15 protein-coding genes and 1 tRNA gene are annotated in these 21789 nt (G+C 72.5%); 4 read left to right on the top strand and 12 right to left on the bottom strand.

Going from position 1 to position 21789, the window contains the following annotated elements; all coding sequences use genetic code 11:
* Nucleotides 1-11: 11 nt before the first annotated feature.
* The 6 genes from rho to argS form a co-directional block, all read right to left on the bottom strand.
* A complete protein-coding gene (rho, locus tag J4H92_RS15825; protein ID WP_341783112.1) occupies nt 12-2195 on the bottom strand; it encodes a transcription termination factor Rho in 2184 nt (727 codons plus the stop codon).
* Nucleotides 2196-2395: 200 nt separating this feature from the next.
* Nucleotides 2396-3313, bottom strand: coding sequence for a homoserine kinase (thrB, locus tag J4H92_RS13815; protein ID WP_208098770.1), 918 nt, complete (start codon nt 3311-3313; stop codon nt 2396-2398).
* Entirely contained in the window at nt 3310-4620 is a 1311-nt protein-coding gene (locus J4H92_RS13820; protein ID WP_208098771.1) for a homoserine dehydrogenase, read from the bottom strand. The genes thrB and J4H92_RS13820 overlap by 4 nt, the downstream gene beginning before the upstream one ends.
* Nucleotides 4621-4726: 106 nt before the next feature.
* Nucleotides 4727-6118, bottom strand: a complete 1392-nt coding sequence (gene lysA / locus J4H92_RS13825; protein WP_208098772.1) for a diaminopimelate decarboxylase — start codon at nt 6116-6118, stop codon at nt 4727-4729.
* Between the two features lie 23 nt (nt 6119-6141).
* The gene (locus tag J4H92_RS13830; protein ID WP_208098773.1) at nt 6142-6891 is read right to left on the bottom strand and encodes an LmeA family phospholipid-binding protein; all 750 of its coding nucleotides are present in this window, start codon (nt 6889-6891) and stop codon (nt 6142-6144) included.
* Between the two features lie 2 nt (nt 6892-6893).
* Complete coding sequence (argS, locus tag J4H92_RS13835) at nt 6894-8582, bottom strand: arginine--tRNA ligase (RefSeq protein ID WP_208098774.1); 1689 nt, start codon at nt 8580-8582, stop codon at nt 6894-6896.
* A gap of 154 nt (nt 8583-8736) precedes the next feature.
* Between argS and J4H92_RS13840 the strand changes: the two genes are divergently transcribed.
* Both J4H92_RS13840 and J4H92_RS13845 read left to right on the top strand, forming a co-directional pair.
* Nucleotides 8737-8812, top strand: a tRNA-Arg gene (locus J4H92_RS13840).
* Between the two features lie 177 nt (nt 8813-8989).
* Nucleotides 8990-10384, top strand: a complete 1395-nt coding sequence (locus J4H92_RS13845) for a YibE/F family protein (protein WP_208098775.1) — start codon at nt 8990-8992, stop codon at nt 10382-10384.
* 46 nt (nt 10385-10430) lie between these two features.
* On the opposite strand, the gene J4H92_RS13850 is transcribed toward J4H92_RS13845, so the two are convergent.
* Complete coding sequence (locus tag J4H92_RS13850; protein ID WP_208098776.1) at nt 10431-10979, bottom strand: NADPH-dependent FMN reductase; 549 nt, start codon at nt 10977-10979, stop codon at nt 10431-10433.
* A 181-nt stretch (nt 10980-11160) separates the two neighbouring features.
* The gene (locus J4H92_RS13855) at nt 11161-12195 is read right to left on the bottom strand and encodes a hypothetical protein (RefSeq protein WP_208098777.1); all 1035 of its coding nucleotides are present in this window, start codon (nt 12193-12195) and stop codon (nt 11161-11163) included.
* A gap of 178 nt (nt 12196-12373) precedes the next feature.
* On the opposite strand from J4H92_RS13855, the gene J4H92_RS13860 reads away from it, so the two are divergent.
* Nucleotides 12374-13474: an Rv2578c family radical SAM protein gene (locus J4H92_RS13860; RefSeq protein WP_341783113.1), complete on the top strand. Its 1101-nt coding sequence runs from the start codon at nt 12374-12376 to the stop codon at nt 13472-13474.
* A 42-nt stretch (nt 13475-13516) separates the two neighbouring features.
* On the opposite strand, the gene J4H92_RS13865 is transcribed toward J4H92_RS13860, so the two are convergent.
* On the bottom strand, nt 13517-14446 hold the full coding sequence (locus J4H92_RS13865; protein WP_208098778.1) for a ribokinase: 930 nt from the start codon (nt 14444-14446) through the stop codon (nt 13517-13519).
* Nucleotides 14443-15426 (bottom strand): nucleoside hydrolase, encoded by a 984-nt coding sequence (locus J4H92_RS13870; protein ID WP_208098779.1) that lies wholly within the window; start codon nt 15424-15426, stop codon nt 14443-14445. Before J4H92_RS13870 ends, J4H92_RS13865 begins: the two co-directional genes overlap by 4 nt.
* 270 nt (nt 15427-15696) lie before the next feature.
* On the opposite strand from J4H92_RS13870, the gene J4H92_RS13875 reads away from it, so the two are divergent.
* Nucleotides 15697-16377 (top strand): 4'-phosphopantetheinyl transferase family protein, encoded by a 681-nt coding sequence (locus J4H92_RS13875; protein WP_208098780.1) that lies wholly within the window; start codon nt 15697-15699, stop codon nt 16375-16377.
* Nucleotides 16378-16496: 119 nt separating this feature from the next.
* On the opposite strand, the gene J4H92_RS13880 is transcribed toward J4H92_RS13875, so the two are convergent.
* Nucleotides 16497-17813, bottom strand: a complete 1317-nt coding sequence (locus J4H92_RS13880; RefSeq protein ID WP_341783114.1) for a M1 family metallopeptidase — start codon at nt 17811-17813, stop codon at nt 16497-16499.
* Between the two features lie 8 nt (nt 17814-17821).
* The gene (locus J4H92_RS13885; protein WP_424960873.1) at nt 17822-21754 is read right to left on the bottom strand and encodes a Pls/PosA family non-ribosomal peptide synthetase; all 3933 of its coding nucleotides are present in this window, start codon (nt 21752-21754) and stop codon (nt 17822-17824) included.
* Nucleotides 21755-21789 lie beyond the last annotated feature (35 nt).

Raw genomic sequence — 21789 nt, forward strand, 5'->3', positions numbered from 1 at the left:
GCCGGCTGTTCTCAGAGCGCGCCCGAACGCTGCGCGAGCGCCAGGAACTCGACGTTGGAGGACGTCTGGCGGAGCTGCGACAGCACCGAGGCGAGCGCCTCCTCCGGGCTGAGTCGCGCGAGAGCGCGGCGCAGCCCGTCGGTGACCTTCAGCTCGGCCCCGCTCTTGAGCAGGTCCTCGCGGCGGGTGGACGAGGCGCGCACGTCCACCGCGGGGAACTCGCGCCGCTCGGCGGCTGCTCCGCTCAGCCGGAGCTGCGCATTGGCCGTGGCCTCGAGTTCGCCGAGCACCGCCTCGTCGACCCTGGACCCGGGCTGCGCCGAGACCGTGGCCACGATGGTGAGCGAACCGCCGTTCTCGATGTTGCGAGCGGCGCTCAGCAGCTTCTTGAGCGGGTGGATCGCCGTCGCGTCGAGTGTGCCCGCGGGAAGCCGGGTGGCGGCCGGGGCGAGGACGTTGTAGGCCCGTGCCAGGCTCGTCAACGAATCGATGAGCACGACGACGTCGTGCCCCAGCTCGACCAGCCGCTTCGCGCGCTCGATCGCGAGCTCCGCGATCGTGATGTGGTCCTCGGCCGGCCGGTCGAAGGTCGATGCGACGACCTCCCCGTTGACCGTGCGCTCCAGCTCCGTGACGTCCTCCGGCCGCTCGTCGACGACCACGAGCATCAGGTGCGCATCCGGCTGCTTCTCGGCGACCGCCGCGGCGATCTGGCGCAGCACCGTCGACTTGCCCGACTCGTGTGGGCCGACGATGAGCCCGCGCTGGCCCTTGCCGATGGGCGCGAACAGGTCGATCAGTCTCAGCGCGTGCTCGTCGGAGCCGGTCTCGAGGCGCAGCTGCTCGTCGGGGTGGAGCGGCGTGAGCGCGGAGAAGTCGGCGCGGCTCCGGTGCTGCTCGTCGGCCGGCTGGGAGTTGACGGTGTCGACGCGCACGATCGCGTTGTACTTCTGACGACCGCCGCCCTCGCCCTCCCGCGGCTGGCGGATCGCGCCGACCACGGCGTCGCCCTTCCGCAGAGCGTACTTCTTGACCTGGCCGAGCGAGACGTAGACGTCGCCCGTGCCGGGCAGGTAGCCGCTCGTGCGCACGAAGGCGTAGTTGTCGAGCACGTCGAGGATGCCGGCCACGGGAAGCAGCACGTCGTCCTCGGCGATCTCCGGCTCGAGATCGTCGTTCTGACCGCGGCGCTTGCGCTCGCGCTGCCGCGTGCGGCCGGCGCGCCCCTGGCCCTCGCCGTTGCCGTTGCCGCGAGCGCCGTTGCGCTCCGGCTTGTCGCCGGCCCGGTCTCCGGCGCTCTCTGACTCCTCGGCGCCTCCGTCGTCGGCGGCGGGGGCCTGCTGCCCCTTCGCCTGACCGCGCTCGTCCTTCGCACCGCGGGCCGACCGGCCCGAACGGCTGCGGGAGCGGGAGCTCTTGGGCTCGGCATCGCCGGACGCCTCGCCGCTCCGGGCGTCGTCCTGGCCCTCGGGCCGCGCCTCGGGAGCGCCGGCGGCATCCGCCGCAGGCGCCTCGGAATTCTCCGATGCCGCGTTCTCCGGCGCCGCGATCTCCGGGGCCTCGGCCTCCGGGGCCGCCGCCTTACGCCCCCGCCCGCGCGAACTGCGCTTCTTGGGCGGTGCGCTCGACTCGCTCGCGCCGGCCGACTCGGCGCCCGTCGCGTCGGTGTTCACCGCGTCGGTGTGCACCGCGTCGGTGTTCGCCGCGTCGGAATTGTGCGCGTCGGAATTGTGCGCGTCGGTGGCGGCCGTGGCCGTGCTCGCCGCATCGGAGCCGGCCGTCTCGGCGCCGGCCGTATTGGCGTCGCCCGCGGCGTCCGCCTCGGTCGGCGCGTCCGTCTTCTTGCGCGCCCGCGACACCCGCTTCTTCGGCGGGGCTTTCTCGGGCTTCTCGGTCTTCTCCGCGGCCGTCTGCGACGCGGGCTCATCGTCGCTCGGCGACGCGGGCTCCGCGACCGCGACCGCCTCCCCCGCGGCGGCACTCGCACGTCGCGAACGGCGTCGGGGTGCGGCGGCCGGTTCCGGCTCGCCGGCCGGTTCGGTCGCGGGGACCGCTGCCGCGGCCTCCGTCGTCGTCGACGCCGCGGACGCCTCAGGCGCTGTCGAGGTGGCTGCTGCGGCGTCGGCGCCCGGGGCGTCCGCGCGAGGGGTGTCGCCCGTATCGAGGCTCTCTGCCGCGTTGGAGGTTGGCTCCACGTTGTTCCTTTCGGGAAATTCGCCGCGACCGGCGCACCGGTATCGTGCGCCGTGCTTCACGGCTGCGCACTCGTCCGCTCTCGCGGATCGAGACGCTCGGTAAATCACCGGGATGCCCGGTGAGGGAATGATCCGCGATGCCGCCGCTTCGGCATGAACAGCGCCGAAACATCATGAATGCGACTGCAGGAGCGCAGCGACTACCGGCGGATCACCTCTACTGTAGCACCCTTGATGTCGACGGCGAGCGGCAGCGCGCGCCAGTCCTCGGGATGGGCCTCCGCGATGTCCATGGCCGCGAGTCGCTCCGCCGGGTCCGTCGCGAGCACCAGGATGGAGGGGCCGGCTCCGGACACGACGGCCGCGTGCCCGGCGCCTCGCAGTTCTCCGATCAGATCGCGGGTCGCCGGCATGGCCTCGGCGCGGTAGTTCTGATGCAGACGGTCCTCGGTGGCCTCGAACAGGAGCTCGGGGCTCTGGGTCAGCGCTGCGACGAGCAGCGCCGAGCGGGACAGGTTGAACACCGCGTCCTCGTGCGGGACCTGCTTGGGCTGCAGGCTCCGCGCGAGGGCGGTCGACATGCTGAAGCTCGGCACGAGCACGAGCGGGGAGATGCCCCGGTGCACCAGGAGCCGCTTGACGCGGGGGCCCCCGTCGCTCGTCCAGGCGATCGTGAGTCCGCCGAACAGCGCGGGCGCGACGTTGTCCGGGTGCCCCTCGAGCTCGGTGGCGAAACGCAGGAGTTCGTCCTCGTCCAGGTGGATCGGGTCGGGATCCTCGGCGAGCAGGCCGGCTGCGAGCACGACTCCTGAGACGATGGCCGCGCCGGAGGATCCCATGCCGCGCCCGTGCGGGATGCGATTGCGCGCCTCGAGGTCGAGACCCGGCACGGCCCGTCCGACGCGATCGAACACGTGCGCCACGGAGCGCACCACGAGATTGCTCTCGTCGTCGGGCACCTCCCCCGCTCCGACCCCGGAGACCCGGACCGTCGCACCGGGTTCGGGCCTGACTCCGGCGACGAGCTCGTCTGCGTAGGCCAGCGCGAGGCCGAGCGTGTCGAAGCCCGGCCCGAGATTGGCGCTCGTCGCGGGAACTCTCACCCGCAGTTCGGTCATGAGTTCCCCTCGAGCCTGAGCACGCTCGTGACCGCAGTCACCGCATCGCTGCCGCGAAGCGCCTCCACCGTCGCCGCGAGCTCGGCCTCCCGCGCCTGGTGGGTCCCGATGACGAGGGTCGCCGTGCCCTCCTCATCGTGGGTCACCGACTGCTCGACGCTGGCCGCCGAGACCCCGTGCTCGGCGAGCAGACTGGCGATCGTCGCGAGCACGCCCGGCTGATCGCGGACGGTGAGCATGATCTGGTAGGCCGTGCTCACCTCGCCGATGGGCAGCACGGTGAGCTCCGCATGGGCCGAGCCGGGGATGCCCGGCCCGCCCGCGACGTGCCGACGCGCAGCCGAGACGAGGTCTCCCAGCACGGCCGATGCGGTCTCGATCCCGCCGGCGCCGGCGCCGTAGAACATGAGCTCGCCCGCCGCCTCCGACTCCACGAAGACGGCGTTCTTGCCGCCGTGCACCGCCGCGAGCGGGTGGTCGCGGTCGATCAGCGCGGGATAGACCCTCGCCGAGACGCCCTCCGTGCCGTCCGCCGCGGTGAGTCGCTCGGCGATGGCCAGCAGTTTGATGACGGAGCCGGCGTGCCTGGCCGCTTCGATCTGCGCCGAGGTGATCCCGGTGATGCCCTCCCGGTACACGGCCTCGACCGGCACCTCGGTGTGGAAGGCGATGCTCGCGAGGATCGTGGCCTTCTGCGCGGCGTCGTAGCCCTCGACGTCCAGCGTCGGATCCGCCTCGAGGTAGCCGAGCTCGCTCGCGACGCGCATCGCGTCCTCGGCGCTGTCGCCGAAGCGATCCATCCGGTCGAGGATGTAGTTGGTGGAGCCGTTGACGATGCCGAGCACGCGCGTGATGTGGTCGCCGGCGAGGCTTTCGCGGAGGGGGCGGATGATCGGGATCGCCCCCGCCACCGCCGCCTCGTAGGAGAGCTGCGCGCCCACCTGCTCGGCCGCGTCGGCGAGCTCCGGCCCGTGGGCGGCGATGAGCGCCTTGTTCGCCGTGACCACGTCGGCTCCGCCCTCGAGCGCGCGGAGGATCAGGCCGCGCGCCGGCTCGATGCCGCCCATGAGCTCGACCACGATATCGGCGCCGAGCACGAGTTGCTCCGCATCAGTGGTGAACAGCTCGCGGGGCAGCTCGACATCGCGCGGAGCGTCGATGTTCCGCACGGCGATGCCGACCAGCTGCAGACCGGCGCCCGTGCGCGCCGCGAGTTCTTCGCGCTGCTCGAGCAGCAGCCTGGCCACCTGGGCGCCCACCGAGCCGCAGCCCAGAAGCGCCACCCGCAAGTCGCGGTACGCGGTCACGTCGATCTCCGTTTCGTCGTTGGATTCTTCTCTATGCAAGTATCAAGCAGCAACGGCGTCTGAACCGATGCGCTCAGTGTGGCGGCAACCGCCGACATTTCTCGCGTCACTGCTCGCCCGCGCTTCTCGCCAGCAACTCGTCTTCGGTGTCGCCGCGCACGATCACGCGGGCGGCGCCGTCGCGCACGGCTACGACCGGAGGTCTCGGCACGTAGTTGTAGTTGCTGGCGAGCGACCAGCAGTAGGCGCCGGTGGCCGCGACCGCGAGCAGATCGCCCGGGGCGACGTCTCCTGGCAGCAGGTCGCGCTGCACGACGATGTCACCGGACTCGCAGTGCTTGCCGACGACACGCACGAGCGCGGGCGCCGCGTCGCTGACGCGGTTCGCGATCCGGACCTGGTAGTCGGCGCCGTAGAGCGCGGGGCGGGCGTTGTCGCTCATCCCGCCGTCGACGCTGACGTAGAGCCTCTCGGCGTAGCCGCGATCCTCCCGCGCATCGGTCTCGGTGCCGTCGAGTTCAACCGCCTTGGTGGTGCCGACCGTGTAGAGCGTCACCCCGGCAGGGCCGATGATGCTCCGTCCGGGTTCGAAGGCGAGCGCGGGAAGGGCGACGCCCGCCTCCGCGCACGTCTCCGCCACGATCTCGGCGAGCTCCTGCGCCAGCTCGGAGATGTCCGGCGCGGCGTCGGCCTGCTCCGAGGTGTAGGGGATGCCGAAGCCTCCGCCGAGATTGAGCTCGGGAACAGGGCGCCCGAGGATCTCGGCGAGCTCGCGGTAGCTCCCGAGCAGTCGCCTGGCCGATTCGCGGAAGGCCGCGCTCGCGAAGATCTGCGATCCGATGTGGCAGTGCAGCCCCACGAACTCGAGTCCGTCATGGCCGTCGATCGCGGCGACCAGCTCGCCCACGCGCCGCAGCGGGAGGCCGAATTTCTGGTCCTCGTGGGCGGTGGCCAGGAAGTCGTGGGCACCCGCGTGCACCCCGCTGTTCACGCGCAGGCGCACGCGCTGCCGCACACCGGCGGCCGACGCAGCCGCGGCGACCCGCCCGATCTCCTGCTCGCTGTCGATGACGATGGTGCCCACGCCGGCCGCGACCGCGCGCGCGATCTCGCGCTCCGACTTGTTGTTGCCGTGAAAGCCGATCCGCTCCGGTTCGATCCCCGCCGCGAGCGCGACGGCGAGCTCGCCGCCGGAGGAGACGTCGAGATTCAGTCCCTCCTCGGCCATCCAGCGCGCGACCGCGACGCAGAGGAAGGCCTTGCCCGCGTAGTAGACGGTCGCCTCGGCACCGATGCGCCGGAAGGCCCCCTGGAGCGCCGTGCGCGCGTCGCGGGCCCGCTGCCTGGCGACGTCCTCGTCGATCACGTAGAGCGGCGACCCGAAGCGTTCGACCAGTTCGGTCGCGCGGATGCCGCCGAGCTTCAGCTGACCGCAGTCGCGTCCGCGACGCGCGGTCGCCGGGAACACGCGCGGGTCGATCGCATTGGCGTCGCTCATTCGTCTCAGTCTAGTGCCGCGTGTCAGCAGGTGCCGGGATTGCGCTGAGCGGGATCCGAGGCGAGTGTGGGAGAGAGGTCGGCCTCGATCGTCGCCGATCCCGTCGTCGAGAGCCGCACGCCCGTGAGCTCGACCCCCGCCGGCAGCCGATCACGCACGCACACCGTATGCGCCGTGAGGATCCCGTCGAGCGAGTCTCCGGCCGCCTCCCGGATCTGCTCGGTGCTGAGATCGAATCCGGCGGCGCTGATCCCGGTGGGCTCGATCAGCACATCGCCGTCCTCGACGGCGAGCGCGAGATCGACCGTGAGCTCCAGCTCGGTTCCGAACATCTGCGCGGTGCGCCCCACCACCAGCTCGCCTCCCTGCACCTTCCCGCTGTCGGCCGCGCCGCCGGTGAGCAGGCTGATGGCGGCCGGGAGCTGCTCCTTGCCGACGGTCACCTCGGCCCGCGCACCCGACAGCTCCCCGCCGTCGAGGAGGTCGAAGGGCACCGCGTCGGCGGACAGGAGGAGATCGGCGGGGAAGTCCTCGATCGCCTCCACATCCTCCACCGCGACCGTCACCTGGCCCAGCCTGCCGGTGACGGCATAGGCGGTGGCGAACCCGCCGAGGGAGACCTCGACCGGATGGTCCGCGCTGAGCTCGAGCTGCTGGCGCACCGCGGCCGCGACGACGCCCGGCACGATCAAGCGGAGCGCCAACTCGGCCGCGCCGACGATGAGCGCCAGGACGACGACGCTCACGACGACGGGCTTCAGCCAGCGGCCCATGCTCAGAGCCGCTCCGGGGCGGAGACGCCGAGCAGGTCGAGCCCGTTGCGGATCACCTGGCCCACCGCGTCGTTGAGCCAGAGCCGGGTGCGATGCAGATCCTCGACGGCGGCGCCGCCCTGCGGGATCACCCGGCAGTTGTCGTACCAGCGGTGGAACGCGCCCGCGAGCTCCTCGAGGTAGCGGGCGATGCGGTGCGGCTCGCGCAGCTCGGCGGCGCCGGCGACGATGCCCGGATACTCCTGGAGCCTGCCCAGCAGTTCGGTCTCGGTCTCGTGGGTCAGCAGGCTCGGGTCGAACGCGCTGCGGTCCACTCCGGCCGCCGCGGCGTTGCGATCCACCGCACGGGTGCGCGCGTGCGCGTACTGCACGGTGAAGACGGGATTGTCGTTGGTGCGGCTGCGGAGCTTCTCTCCGTCGAGCGAGAGGGGCGAGTCGGCCGGGTACCTCGCGAGCCAGTAGCGCAGCGCGTCGCTCCCCAGCCACTCGAGCAGGTCGTCGAGCTCGACGATGTTGCCGGCGCGCTTCGACAGTCGTGCGCCGTTCAGGTTGACGAGCTGGCCGATGAGCACGGTGATGTCCGCCTCGACGTCGTCTCCCGCGGCTCCGGCGATCGCGGTGAGGCGGCCGATGTACCCGTGGTGATCGGCGCCGAGCAGGTAGATCTTCTCCCCGAAGCCGCGATCCTTCTTCGAGAGGTAGTAGGCGGCGTCGGCCGCGAAATAGGTGAAGACGCCGTTGCCGCGGGTGAAGACCCGATCCTTGTCGTCGCCGAAGTCGGTGGTCCGCACCCAGATGGCGCCGTCCTCCTCGTAGACGTGCCCCTGCTCGCGCAGACGACCGATCGCGGCCTCGATCGGGCTGGTCCCGTCCGCCTCGGCGGCGTGCAGCGTGCGCTCGGAGAAGTACACGTCGAAGTGCACGTTGAAGCGCTCCAGCGAGTCCTTGATCTCCGCCAGTTGCCGCTGGTAGGCGGCCTCCTGCGCGAGGTCGAGCGCGCGGTCCCGATCCGCGGCGGCCAGCTCCGGCAGCTCCGGCAGCTGCTCGCGCACGCGTCGCCCGAGCTGCTGGATGTACTCGCCGGGGTAGGCGTCCTCCGGAGCGTCCTCGCCGAGCGCGGCGGCGAGGACCGAGCGCCCGAACTTGTTCATCTGCGAGCCCGCGTCGTTGATGTAGTACTCGTTGACGACGTCCGCTCCGGCGGCGCGCAGCACGCGGGAGATCGAGTCGCCGAGCGCGGCCCAGCGCGTGTGCCCGAGGTGCAGCGGGCCGGTCGGGTTCGCGCTCACGAACTCGAGGTTGATCCGCTGCCCGACGAGCGAGTCCCCCCGGCCGTAGGCGTCGCCCTGCTCCACCACGCGGCGGGCGGTCTCGCCCGCGCTCGCGGCGTCGAGGGTGATGTTGATGAATCCGGGGCCGGCGACCTCCGCCCGCGCCACACCGTCGACGGCCTCGATACGTTCGGCGATCCGCTGCGCCAGCTCGCGCGGGTTGGCTCCGACCCGCTTCGCGAACTTCATCGCGGCGTTCGACGCCCAGTCGCCGTGCTCGCGGTTCTTCGGGCGCTCCACCGCGGTGTCGGCCGAGGTCACGTCGGGACCGCCGGCGTCTCGGTCACTGCCGCGCCCGTGCTCGGAGATGATGTCGGCGAGGATGCGGGCGAGTCGGTCGGCGAGTTCTTGAGGCGTCACGAGGATCTATTCTACGGCGCTGTGCTCTTGCCGTCGCCCGGCGCCTCCCGCGCGGGCCCCGGCGCCGTCCGGGTGCTGAGTAGCGCAGGGTTCCGACGCCGCACACCCTGCACGACTCAGCACCCGCGAGCAAATACGCTAGGCTGGTCCGGTCGCCTCCGTAGCTCAGGGGATAGAGCGCCGGTTTCCGGTACCGTAGGTCGGGAGTTCGAATCTCTCCGGGGGCACCAGTCTTCGGGCCGCAGCATCACCGTTGCAATTCGGTGTCCGCGAGCCCACCGTCCGCCCAGTTTTCGGGCAGGAGCGAAGCTTCTGCGGACTGGGACTCGCGAGCCCACCGGCCCGGTCACGAGGCACCCCGGCGGAGCCGGGCCCGTCCTCGCCCCCGGTCCATTAGCATCGTGAGCATGCGCCGTGAGCCCGATCCGCCCGGAACCCATCTGCACGGCCACGATCTCCCCGCGGTGCGGACGCCGAGAGTCGCCCGGTCGATCGTCGTGGTCGTGCTCGCGTTCGTCGCCGGATTGACCGTCTTCGGCCTGGTCGCGCTGTGGCCGGACTACGGGACGACCGCGGGAGTCGCCGATCGCACTCAGCTCTCGGGGCAGCAGGTCTCCTACGAGCGCGGCGAGATCCTCGGCATCGACGAGGACTGCCGATGGGAGGCGCCGGCGGAGACGGGCGAGGATCCGTCCGACCCCGCCGGCGAAACCGGGGCCGCCGCCTCCGAGAGCTCTGACGAGCGGCCGAACGACTGCGCGCTGCTGAGCGTCGGCCTGCTCAGCGGTCCGGATGCCGGCCGCCTGGTCACCCTGACGGTGAGTGAGAAGTATCTCTCCTCGGGGCTGGCGAAGGGCGACACGATCGAGCTGATCGGATCCGAGCGGCTCGCGACGGACACGGGTGACGCCGACGACGTGGAGGGAGGCGCGGAGACCCCGGAGTCTCGCGGCGAACTCGCCAACAACTACAGCCTGTCCGGCGTCGAGCGCCACCTCCCCCTGGCCGTCCTCGCCCTCCTCTTCGCCCTCGTGGTCGTGGCGGTGGGGCGCCTGCGCGGGTTCCTCGCCCTGGTGGCGCTGACCATCAGCGCCGGGGTGCTGTTCGCCTTCGTCCTGCCCGCGATCGTGAACGGCGGGCCGGGACTGCTCATCGGCCTGGTGGGATCCTCGGCCATTCTGTTCGTGACGCTGTTCTTCGTGCACGGGATCAATATGCGAGCCACGGCCGCCCTGATCGGCACCCTCTGCGGCATCCTCATCGTCACGCTCGTGTCGCTGGTCGCCGTGCAGACCACGAGGCTCAGCGGCATCAGCGACGACGCCACGGCGCTCCTCTCCGGCCTGGGCACGGGGATCGACTTCCGCGGGCTGCTCACCTGCTCGATCCTCATCGCCGGCATCGGGATCCTGAACGACATCACGATCGCGCAGGCCTCCTCGGTCTGGGAGCTTCGCGCCGCCGCCCCGAACATGGCCCGCCGGGAGATCTACGCCCGTGCGATGCGCATCGGCCGCGACCACATCGCCTCCACCGTCTACACCGTCTTCTTCGCCTACGTCGGTGCGGCGCTGAGCGTCGTCATCCTGCTCTACCTCTACGACCGGCCCGTGCTCTCCCTGCTGAGCGGGGAGGACATCGCCATCGAGATCGTCCGGACCTTCGCCGGAAGCATCGGCCTGGTGCTCGCCGTGCCCATCACGACGGCGATCGCCGCGCTGCTGCTTCCGGCGGATCCGCCCGGGAGCGGTGCGGGGGTCGGCAGCCGCGGAGCAGGGCCGGACTCCGACGTCCGAGTGTGACTGAAGCGTCGGAGGCCGGCCCGCCGCGCATCGCGCTTCGAGGGCGTCAGCCGAGCTGCTTCTCGGCGAAGCTCGCGAAGGCGGTGATCCAGTTCCTCAGGAACTCGGCGGTGCCGTCGTTCGTGACCTCGCCGTCGTCGGTGATGAGGCCCTCGGTGAACTGGATGTACCCCTCGGGCTGGCCCAGGACGGGGGCGTCGCTGAAGAGCAGGATGTCCTTCAGGTGCTGCTGGGCGACCGCCGTCGAGATCGGCCCGGGAGAGGCGCCGATGGTCGCCGAGGGCTTGCCCAGCGAGTTCTGGCCCCACGGGCGGCTGGCCCAGTCGATCGCGTTCTTCAGCGCGCCGGGGATCGAGCGGTTGTACTCGGGGGTGACGTAGAGCAGCGCGTCCGCCTCGGCGATGGCCTGCTTGAAGTCCCGCGCGACCTGGGGATAGTCGGCGTCGAGATCGTGGTTGTAGAGCGGGAGCCCGGCGATGGGGATCTCGACCAGCTCGACTCCCTCGGGAGCGAGGCGGGTCAGGGCATTCGCCAGCTTGCGGTTGATCGAAACCGCCGACAGCGATCCGATGAATACGCCGATCTTCAGGGCCATGGGTGTCTACTTTCTCGGTGTGAACGCGCGCCCGTGCGAGCGGGCGAGGGTGTGCTGATGGATGAGCGGACGGCGACGCCGTCGCCCGACGGCTTCCGCCGCCTCCGACTACAACGCGGGGCTCCCCGATTTATGCCTGGGACTACGCCCGGCGTCGTCTCTTGCGCGACGCGCCGCCGGGTCAGCGGCAGGCGAGGTATCTCGCCGCGGCGGTCGAGGTCTTGCCCTTCCGCAGTTCGACCGCGACCTTCACCGAGGCGGGCTTCCGGTCGCCGAGCCTCAGCACCACGCGCTTGCCCCGCTTCAGGCTTCTGCCCTTGAGCGTCTTCACCGTCTTTCCGTTGACCTTCCAGGTGATCTTCTCGATCCTCTTGAATCTCGACGTACTCGTCGTGACCGCGGCGCTCAGCCCGTGCGTGGAGCAGCTGCGTGCGGCGCCGAGCGAGGCGTAGCGGAGGGCGGTGCCGCTGGGTTTCCCGACGGCCGAGCCCGTCGGGGAGAAGGCGATCTGAACCGTCCCCGCCGTCGCTTCGCCCAGGTCCGCGTCGATGGGAGCGAGCATGGACCCGCCGTGCAGATACAGCGTGTAGCTTCCCGGAGCGAGCAGGATGGTCTTGCTGCTCGATCCCCGCGTCCATCGGCTGTCGTACCAGAGGTCTGCGGTGTCCGAGATGCGGCTCTCGACCCTCGCGTTCGCGCTCGCCGTCGAGGTGATGGTGGTCCAGAGCGGCCGACTCACGGCGAGGGTGGCGGACAGGCTCAGAGAGGACCCCACCCCCAGTCCGCACGCGCCGACCTTGCCGGGGCCCGCCGCCGTGACGGCCCCCCGGAAGTCCAGGCTCAGCTTCTTGGGGAGACCCTTCTCGGTCGCGGCGCGGGCGGTGCCCCTCGTCCAGGTGGAGGCGACGAGCGTGTCGCTCCCGTTCTCCAGCCTCAGCGCGACCGAAGCGCTGCTCCGCGCCGTCCGCGCATCGTTCTCCTCGAAGGGGATGGCGGAGCTCGGCGTCGCGGTCTCCGGCCCGCCCGTGCAACTCGCCTCGGGATACTCGACGGCGAGGAAGGCTCCGCCGCCGGAGTACAGCTCGAGGGAGTCGAAGGCGGGAGAGGCGGCCGTCGCCGCGCTCGGGGCGACGGCGACACCGCCCGCGGTCAGTGCGCACGCGGCCGCGAGCGCGAGGATCCTGCGCAGGCGGCGAACGGTGGTTCCAAGCTTCATGATTGACGGTTCCCCCCATCGGGCAGGCTGCTCCCGCACGGCCCCATCGTAAGCCTGCGCACCCGGGTTGTCGAGGACCATTTCCGCGGCTCGCTCGGCACGCGCGGCCCCGGAGCACGATCCACCGACTCCTCGTGGCCACTTGTCTCGCATTCGAACATATGTTCTAATTCTTGCTGTGAGATGGAAGCAGCAGTTGGCAGACGGAAGCGGCTCGGAACCGCGGGATTCCGCGCTGCCCGGCCTCGGGATCCGCGACGTGGCGGCGGTGCCCGGCCATCTGCGGACCGTGCGCGCGCCGGAGTTCCGGGGCGCGGTGTTCCACGAGGTGCTCGCCAAGAGCGCCCTCAACCGCGTGCCGGGCGCCTCCTCGATGCCGTTCTCCTGGACGGTCAACCCCTACCGCGGCTGCTCCCACGCCTGCGTCTACTGCTTCGCCCGCGGCTCCCACCGCTACCTCGATCTCGACACCGGCCAGGATTTCGACTCGCAGATCATCGTGAAGGTCAACGTCGCCGAGGTGCTCGGCCGCGAGCTCTCCCGCCCCGCCTGGGCCGGCGAGCACGTGGCGCTCGGCACCAACACCGACCCCTACCAGCGCGCGGAGGGCCGCTATCGCCTCATGCCGGGGATCATCCGCGCGCTCGGAGGGAGCGGCACCCCGTTCTCCATCCTCACCAAGGGCACCCTGCTGCGCCGCGATCTCCCGTTGCTGACCGAGATGCGGGAACGCGTCGGGGTGTCGCTGGCCATGTCGATCGCGATCGGCGATCCCGTGCTCCAGCAGTCGATCGAGCCCGGCACGCCGAGCACTCGCGCGAGGCTCGAAACGGTCGCCGCGGCGCGCGAGGCGGGCTTCGCGTGCGACGTCTTCGTGATGCCCGTGCTCCCCCACCTCAGCGACTCCACCGCGCAGCTGTCGGGTCTGCTGCACGACATCAGCGACGCTGGAGCGCGCTCGGTGGTGTACGGTCCGCTGCACCTGCGCAGCCACGTGAAGCCCTGGTTCTTCGAGTGGCTGGAGCGCTGCCATCCCGAGCTCGTCGCACCCTACCGGGCGCTGTACCCCGGGACTGCGAGCCGGGCCGCGCAGGGGTACCGGATGCAGCTCGCCGCCCGGATCAAGCCGCTCATCAGGAGATATCGGCTGGAACGCGGCGCGACCCCGCCGACCTCGGGGGAGCCGAGAGGATCCGGAGGGATTCCGCGGTTCACTCGGCAGCCGATGACTCCCGGGACGCCCGCACGGGCCGAACCCGGGCCGCCGACCCTGTTCTGAGGACCGCCCCTGGCCCGCCGCACGCGGAGCGGCCGCGGGACCCTAGCGCTCCGCGGCGGCGATGAACGCCTCGACCTCGGACCGCTCGGCGTACGACGCCTGCGCGCCCACCCGCTGCACCGACACCGCGGAGACCGCGGTGGCGAAGCGCACCGCCTCGCTCAGAGCGGCGCCCGCGGCGAGTTCGGCGGCCACGGCGCCCACGAAGGCGTCGCCCGCACCGGTGGTGTCGGTCACCGGCACGCGGTATGCGGGGACCCGGGTGATCCCACCCGCATCGGCCACCACAGCACCCTCGCCGCCGAGGGTGATGACGACCGACCGCGCCCCGGCCGTGCGCAGCAGTTCCGCGAGCCGGGGGTAGTCCGCAGCCGCGGCATGATCCGCCCCGAGCCCGAGCGCTTCGCGAGCCTCGTGCTCGTTCACGATCAGCGGGTCGCAGAGCGACAGCGTCTCGCCGCCGAGGCGCGTGGCCGGCGCCGCGTTCAGCACGACCCGGACTCCCGCGTCCACCGCCGCCCCGGCGACGCCGAAGGCGGTCTCGCGCGGGATCTCGAGGCTCAGCACGGCGACGTGCGCACCGCGCAGGGCAGCGCCGACATCCTCGCCCTCCGCCGGGCCGAAGGCGCCGTTGGCGCCCGGTGAGACGACGATGGAGTTCTCCCCATCGGGAGTCAGCAGGATGATCGCCGTGCCGGTCGGGCGCTCCACCGAGCGGAGCAGCGAGACATCGACCCCGGCGCCCGCGAGCCGTCCGCGCAGGTAGTCGCCGTTCGCATCCGCCCCGACCCGCCCCACGAACGCGACCTCTGCCCCGCACCTCGCGGCGGCGGCGGCCTGATTCGCGCCCTTGCCTCCCGGCAGCTGCTGCAGATCACCGCCGATCAGGGTCTCGCCTCCGTCGGGGCGGCGCGGCACCCGCACCACCAGATCGACGTTGGCGCTGCCGATCACGACCACCCGGCGCGTCATCGGCCGACCCCCGAGCCGGCGCGCGGCGCACCGTGCGCGACGATCAGCTCGACCGCCTCGTCGGCGATCCGGCCGTCGACGTCGAGCAGCACCGAGCAGTGCGCACCGGCCTGCTCGGGATAGCCGCGGTAGACGCCGCGCAGGTCCGCGATGGTCTGGCCGTGGCCGGGTCCGCCGCTCGTGTCAACCTCGACGTGCACCACGGGTGCGAGGCGCACGTCGAGCGCTCCGGCGGCGGCGGCGACGGCGACGGTGTCGTGCATGGCGCACGCCCAGGTGCCGAAGGCGCGCTCGCGGTAGAACTCTCCGTAGTGCTCCAGGATCCGCGCCAGATACCGCCCAGCCTCGCCGGCCGCCGCCAGGCGCGCGCGATGCTCCTCGGTGATCAGGATCTTCATCGTCACGTCCAGCCCGGCCATGACGATCCGCCAGGGCGCGCGGAACACCGCGGCGGCGGCCTCCGCGTCGTGCCAGATGTTCGCCTCCGCGACCGGGGTCACGTTGCCCGGCGCCAGTGCCGCGCCGCCCATCAGCGACACCCCGGCCACCAGGCCCGGCAGTTCGGGCGCGATGGCGAGGGCGGCGGCGATGTTGGTGAGCGGGCCGACCGGCACGATCCAGACCTCGCCCGGGTGGGCGCGGACGAGGTCGACGATCTGCTGCGCCGCTCCGACCGGCGCCGCCGCGCGCACGGGCTCGTGGTCCGCCGCGCCGCCCTGACCGTCCCGTCCGTGCACGTCGTAGGCGTACTCGGCCGGACCGCCGGCGATGGGCCCCGCGGCGCCCTCCGCCACCGGCACGTCGCCCCGCCCCACGAGATCGAGCACGCGGAGCGTGTTCCTGGTCGCGAGCGGCACCTCCACGTTGCCCCACACCGTCGTCGCGGCGAGCAGCTCGACGTCGGGGTGCAGCGCGGCGTACATGATCGCCATCGCGTCGTCGACCCCGGTGTCGCAGTCGAGGATCATCTTGACCGCCATCGCCGCCCCGCTCTCCGCCCGTCTCCGCCAGTTTCCGCCCGAGAGTGCTTCTCGACCCGTGGGTCGAGTGTAGCGCCGACGTGCGCGCGGCTCTCTCGCCCATGCTCATGCACCAGGTTCATGCACCAGGTTCATGGCCCCGCCGAGATCCCGCGACGAAAGGCACCCACCGCGACGAGGATGACGCTCCACCCCCGTCGCGGAGGGTGCTCCTCGTGCCGGAGCACCATTCTCGCGGCATGACGCGCGGCCCGTAGACTCGAAGCTGCGATGACGGACGAAATGCGGATGCGGGGCGTGCGCCTCGCCTGGGGCGAGGCCGCGGACGGGGAGGACCGGCGCGCGCTCGGGCGGCGCCTGCTGCGCGGGATCGTCGCGCGCGGGGCCGATATCCTCTCGGTGTGCCCGCGGTGCGGCGGCCCCCACGGGAGACCGCTGGTCCGGATCGACGGCGCGCCGGGCCCTCTCGTCAGCATCGCCTACTCCGGCGCGACGGTGCTGGTCGGCGTCGCGCCGCCGGGCGCGACCGCCTTCGGGATCGACCTGGAGCTCGACACGGGGGCGCGCCGCCGCGCCGTGCTCGAGGCGATCGGCTCGCGGGAGCTCGTCGACTGGACCCGGCTCGAAGCGATCGCGAAGGCGCGCGGCACCGGGCTGCAGGGCGCACCGGCGCCACCCGAGGTAGAGCTCGCCGCCGACGGCTGGATCCTGCCGCAGCCCGAAGCCCAGCGGCCCGGCTCTCAGCAGCCCGGCTCCCAGCCGCGCGGAGCCCAGCCGCGCGAGGCCCAGCCGCGCGGCGCTCGGCGGCCCGGCGCCCGGCCGCTCGCACAGGGCTCCCTGCGGGGCTTCGACCTCGTCCTCGCCCTCACCCCGACGCCCGCGGTCCTCAGCGTCGCGCTCGACGTGCCCCCTCGCGTCGAGGGGCAGGTCGTCGACGACGGGGTACGTTAAGCACCCGCGATGCCGTACCCTCGGGACGACTTCGTACCCCCGCACGGCGGTGCCGGCGCCGAAGCGGCGCGAGCGGGACCGCACGGGGGTGCGGGCGCCGGCGCGGCGCGAGCGGGCGCTTACGGGGCGGGCGGGGGCAGCGGAGGAAGCTGCGGCAGGCGGGGCTCGCGGAGCCAGGCGCGCCACAGGGCGTCGAGCGGCTCGGCGCTCAGCGACTCCGCCAGGGCGATGAACTGCGCGGTGCCGACGAGGCGGTGCCGGTTCGCGGTGGCCCACTCCCGCAGCAGCCTCCGGAACGCCACGGCGCCGATCGTGCGGCGCAGCGCCTCGAGCAGCAGCGCGCCGCGCTTGTAGACGCGGTCGTCGAACATGTCCTTCGGCCCGGGGTCGCCCAGCAGCAGATCCTGCGGCAGGCGGGCGAGCCTGGCGTGGTGCGCTGCCGCCTCGGCGGCGATACTCGGCCCGCCCGAGGCGTCGGACCACACCCACTCGGCGTAGCAGGCGAAGCCCTCGTTCAGCCAGATGTCCCGCCAGGCCGCGATGCCGACGCTGTTGCCGAACCACTGGTGGGCGAGCTCGTGGGCGATGAGCCGCTGCTCCGCGGGTGCGTTGTGATTCACGCCGAAGGTCACCATGCCCTGCGACTCGAGCGGGATCTCCAGTTCCTCCTCGGTCACCACGATGGTCAGATCGTTCTGCGGATACGGGCCGAACCACTCCTCGAAGAGGTCCATCATCCGGGGAACGGGCGCGTAGGCGCGCAGGGTGCGCTTCGCCTGCGCCGCAGGCGTGACGAGCCGCCCGACCCGGGAGGCGTCGCGTTCCGAGAGCGGCAGCGGAGACGCCGCATAGCCGCCCACGTGCATCGCGACGAGATAGGTGGCGGTCGGCACGTCGAGCTCGAAGCTCCAGCTGCGTTTGCCGCCCCGCGCCTTGACGGGCCCGGGCACGCCGCTCGCCGCCACGAAGAACTCGCGGTCGGTGGTGAAGCGGATCGCGTATCGGGCGCGGTCGTCGATGCGGTCGTTGCAGGGGAACCAGCTCGGCGCGCCGGTCGGCTGGGCGGCGACGAGCGCGCCGTTCTCGAGCTCCTCCCAGCCGATCCTCCCCCAGGCGGAGCGCCGGGGCGACGGACGGCCCGAGTAGGCGATCTCGAGCACCAGCCGCTGCCCGGCGTCGAGTTCGCGGTCGAAACGGATCCGCAGGGCCCGCGGGCCCTGCTTCACCTGTCGGTGCGGCCGGCCGTCGACGCGCACCGAGCCGAGCTGCAGGCCGACCAGGTCGAGTCGCAGCTCCGCGGTGGGCCGCAGCACCTCGACGTGCAGCTCGGCGGTGCCGGAGAGCCGGTTGGTGCGCGGCGTGTAGCCGAGATCGAGGGCGTAGCGATGCACGGCGTAGCGCGGGTCGCCGCTCTCGGGAGTGTAGGGATCGGTCACCGCGCCCCTCACACCGTCGACTGGTAGGCGCGCACCTTCACCGCGCGCCAGGGTCCGATCGGGTTGCCGCTCCAGCGCGAGCCGACGGGCACGCGCTCGCCGCGCATCACGAGCGAGGCGGGTCCCACGGTGGCGTGCGCGCCGATGCTCGCGGCGGGCAGGATCACGCTGTGCGGGCCGAGCGTGGCGCCCTCCTCGAGCTCGACGGCGTCCATGCTCATGATGCGGTCGTGGAAGAGGTGCGTCTGCACCACGCAGCCGCGGTTGACGGTGGAGCCGTCGCCGAGGGTCACCAGGTCGGGCTCGGGCAGCCAGTACGATTCGCACCACACCCCGGTGCCGATCTTCGCGCCGAGCGTGCGGAGCCAGAGCGCGAGCGCCGGGGTGCCCGCCGCGGCCCGCGCGAACCAGGGGGCCGCGAGCATCTCCGTGAAGGTGTCGCTGACCTCGGTGCGCCAGACGAAGCTCGACCAGAGCGGCGCCTCGCCCTCGCGGATCGGGCCCACGATAGCCCACTTCGCCAGGGTCGACACCAGCGCGGCGACGGCTCCCGCCGCGAGCATGACGACGCCGGAGAGGAGCAGGGTCCAGATCGGGCCGAGCTGCTGCCACAGCCAGGCGAAGGCGAAGAGCACGGTCAGGCCGAGCGCCACCGAGAGGATCACCGGCACGATCCGGCAGAGCTCCCAGAGCGCGCGGGCGAGGCGGAGCGCGGCCCCCGGATGATAGGTGCGGGTGTCGTCGCTCGACTGCGCGACGCGGCGCAGGCGCACCGGGGGCGAGCCGAGCCAGGAGGATCCGGCCTTCGCCTTCTCGGGCGCGGCGGAGAGCACCGCGACGAGCGCGTCCTTCGGCACGCGATGGCCGGGGCCGGCCATGCCGGAGTTGCCGAGGAAGGCGCGCTTGCCGATGCGCACCCGGCCGATCCGCATCCAGCCGCGGTGCAGCTCGTAGGAGGCGACCATCGTGTCGTCGGCGAGGAACGCCCCGTCGTCGATGCGCGTCATGCTCGGCAGCAGCAGCACGGTCGAGGCCTCGACGTTCGCGCCGACCTTCGCGCCGAGCAGCCGCAGCCAGACGGGGGTGAACAGGCTCGAGTAGAGCGGGAAGAGCAGCCCGCGGGCGGCGTCGAGCAGGCGCTCCGTGGCCCAGGCCTGCCAGCCGATCCGGCCGAGGACGGGGAAGGTGCCCTCGCGCAGCCCGATGGAGAGCAGGCGCACCAGGATCACGACCGCTCCCGCGTAGACGACCCCGGCGACGAGCACCGCGGGGACCAGCGCGCCGAGCGCCGCGAGCCAAGCCTGCGCGAGGCTCTCCTGGCCGCGGATCGCGGCGGCGACGAGCAGTCCCCCGACGGCGAAGGCGAGGAACGGCAGCAGCGCGAGCCCGAGCGAGGAGAGCCCGTAGAGCACCTGCCAGCCCCTCGAGGGTCTCGGGGTGTCGTCGGGCCAGTCGCCCGAGCGCCCGCCGACGCGTACCGCCGGAGAGCCGGCCCACGTCTGCTCGGTCTTGACCCGTCCGAACACCGCGGAGCCGGGGGCGATCTCGGCGCCGTCGTCGATCCGAGTGCCCGGCGCGAGCGTGCTGCGCGCCCCCACGGTGACGTCGCGGCCGATCCGCACCTCGCCGAGGCGCAGCAGGTCGCCGTCGATCCAGTAGCCGGCGAGATCCACCTCGGGTTCCAGCGCGGAGCGATGCCCGACCTCGAGCATGCCGGTGATCGGCGGGAGCGTGTGCAGGCTCACGTCGCGGCCGATCTTCGCGCCGAGCGCCCGGGCGTACAGGGTGACCCAGGGTGCGCCGGAGAGCCCCACGGCGTCGATCTGCGCCGCGAACTGCTCGGCGAGCCACAGTCGCATGTGCACCCAGCCGCCGCGCGGATAGTCGCCGGCCCTGACCCCCGCGAGGAGGATCCGGGCGACGAGCACGGCGACCGCCATCCGCCCGAACGGCGTCGAGACGAGCAGGATCGCGATCACGAGCGCCCACCAGGGCACGGCGGGGAGCACCTCGAAGCCGGTGCTGAGGTTCAGGATCGTTCCCGCGGCGAGCAGATAGACGATCCAGCGCAGGCCGCTCGCGATGAAGAGCGGCGCGCCGAGCAGCGTCTGCGCCCACTGCGTGCGGCGGGGCGTCGGCTGCGGATGGTGGAAGCCGGCGTCGTCCGTCGCCTCGTCGACGGCCTGCACCGCCTTCGCCATCGCCCGCAGGCGGGGCACGTCGTAGATGTCGGCCATCGTGAACTCGGGCACCCGGGTGCGCACGCGCGAGACGAGCTGGGCCGCGGTGAGGGATCCCCCGCCGAGGTCGAAGAAGTCGGCGTCGGCGCTCGGCACCGGCACCCCCAGCACCGCCTGCCACTGCTCGGCGAGCCAGTGTTCCGCCTCGCTCAACCCGGCGACGATCGACTCTCCCGCGTCCGGGAGCGGCCAGGGCAGCGCGGCGCGGTCGACCTTGCCCGAGGTGCGCACCGGCAGGTCCGCGACCACGGCGAGCAGCGGCATGACCCCGGCGGCGAGGCGATCCGCGAGGTGCGCGCGAGCCGCGGCCCGATCGAGCGGCTCCTCGCCCTCGACCACCAGGTAGCCGACGAGCACGGGGCCGCCGGCCTCGCTCTCGCGGACCGCCGCGGCCGCGGCGGTGACGCCGGGCAGCTCCTGGAGCGCGTTCTCCACCTCGCCCAGCTCGATCCGGCGCCCGCCGACCTTCACCTGGTCGTCGGCGCGCCCGAGGAACACGAGCCCCTCGGCCTCATAGCGCACGAGGTCTCCGGAGCGGTAGGCGCGATCCCAGCCGAGCGAGGGCATCGGCGCGTACTTCTCGGCGTCCTTCGCGGGATCGAGATAGCGGGCGAGCCCCACGCCGCCGATGATCAGCTCGCCGCTCTCGCCCTCGGCGACCCGTCGCCCCTCGGCGTCGACCACGGCCAGATCCCAGCCGTCGAGGGGCAGGCCGATCCGCACCGGCCCCGCGCCGTCGAGCAGGCAGCCGCACGAGACGACCGTGGCCTCGGTCGGCCCGTAGGTGTTCCACACCTCGCGCTCCGGTTCGGCGAGCCGCGCGGCGAGCTCCGGCGGGCAGGCCTCGCCGCCGAAGATGAGCAGGCGCACGTTCTCGATCGCCTCGTGCGGCCACATCGCCGCGAGGGTGGGCACGGTCGAGACCACGGAGATGCCCTGCCGCACGAGCCACTGCGCCAGATCCTCGCCCGCGCGGACGAGGGCCCGCGGGGCGGGCACGAGGCAGGCGCCGTGCCGCCAGGCCAGCCACATCTCCTCGCAGGAGGCGTCGAAGGCGACCGAGAGGCCGGCGAGCACGCGGTCCTGCTGGCCGAGCGGCGCCTCCTGCAGGAACATGCGGGCCTCGGCATCGACGAAGGCCGCCGCCGAGCGGTGCGTCACGGCCACGCCCTTCGGCACGCCGGTAGAGCCCGAGGTGAAGATGATCCAGGCGTCGTCGTCGGGGCCCGGATCGACGATCCCGGACGGATCGCCGAATACGCCGTCCGCCCGATCTCCGGCATCCCCGGCGGTCGCGCTCGGCGCGTAGCCGCCGTTGCCGATGATGCCCGCGACGCGCGCCTCCCCGAAGACGAGCCGCGCGCGCTCGTCGGTGTCGTCGGCGTCGACCGGCACGTAGGCGGCGCCGACGAGCAGGATCGCGAGGATGGCGATGTAGAGGCCCTTCGACCCGCTGTCGACGCGGAGCCCGATCCGATCGCCGCGCTGCACCCCGGCCTCGCGCAGCTCGGCGGCGAGCGCCTCGGACGCGGCGAGCAGTTCCCGATAGCTCAGCGCCCCCGAGCCGTCGTCGAGCGCACTGGCGTCGGGATGCGCGGCGACCGTGGCGCGGAGGATGTCGACGAGCGTGCGCTCCGGGGCGGCGAAGCGGGCTCGGTTCAGGGGATCCTGAGCTGCGGCTTCGATCGCGGTGTCGTTCACGATTCAACCGTAACGCAAGCCGCCGACACCGCTGT

The organism is Leucobacter weissii (assembly GCF_017565745.1).
Classification (GTDB): domain Bacteria; phylum Actinomycetota; class Actinomycetes; order Actinomycetales; family Microbacteriaceae; genus Leucobacter; species Leucobacter weissii.

What these genes read in the sequence shown, in the direction of transcription:
- J4H92_RS13845 (WP_208098775.1), top strand. Translation starts at nt 8,990, where the DNA reads ATGCGCCGTGAGCCCGATCCGCCCGGAACCCATCTGCACGGCCACGAT.
- J4H92_RS13865 (WP_208098778.1), bottom strand. Translation starts at nt 14,446, where the DNA reads ATGACGCGCCGGGTGGTCGTGATCGGCAGCGCCAACGTCGATCTGGTG.
- J4H92_RS13830 (WP_208098773.1), bottom strand. Translation starts at nt 6,891, where the DNA reads ATGGGCCGCTGGCTGAAGCCCGTCGTCGTGAGCGTCGTCGTCCTGGCG.
- thrB (WP_208098770.1), bottom strand. Translation starts at nt 3,313, where the DNA reads ATGACCGAACTGCGGGTGAGAGTTCCCGCGACGAGCGCCAATCTCGGG.
- lysA (WP_208098772.1), bottom strand. Translation starts at nt 6,118, where the DNA reads ATGAGCGACGCCAATGCGATCGACCCGCGCGTGTTCCCGGCGACCGCG.
- J4H92_RS13850 (WP_208098776.1), bottom strand. Translation starts at nt 10,979, where the DNA reads ATGGCCCTGAAGATCGGCGTATTCATCGGATCGCTGTCGGCGGTTTCG.
- J4H92_RS13870 (WP_208098779.1), bottom strand. Translation starts at nt 15,426, where the DNA reads ATGGCGGTCAAGATGATCCTCGACTGCGACACCGGGGTCGACGACGCG.
- J4H92_RS13875 (WP_208098780.1), top strand. Translation starts at nt 15,697, where the DNA reads ATGACGGACGAAATGCGGATGCGGGGCGTGCGCCTCGCCTGGGGCGAG.
- J4H92_RS13855 (WP_208098777.1), bottom strand. Translation starts at nt 12,195, where the DNA reads ATGAAGCTTGGAACCACCGTTCGCCGCCTGCGCAGGATCCTCGCGCTC.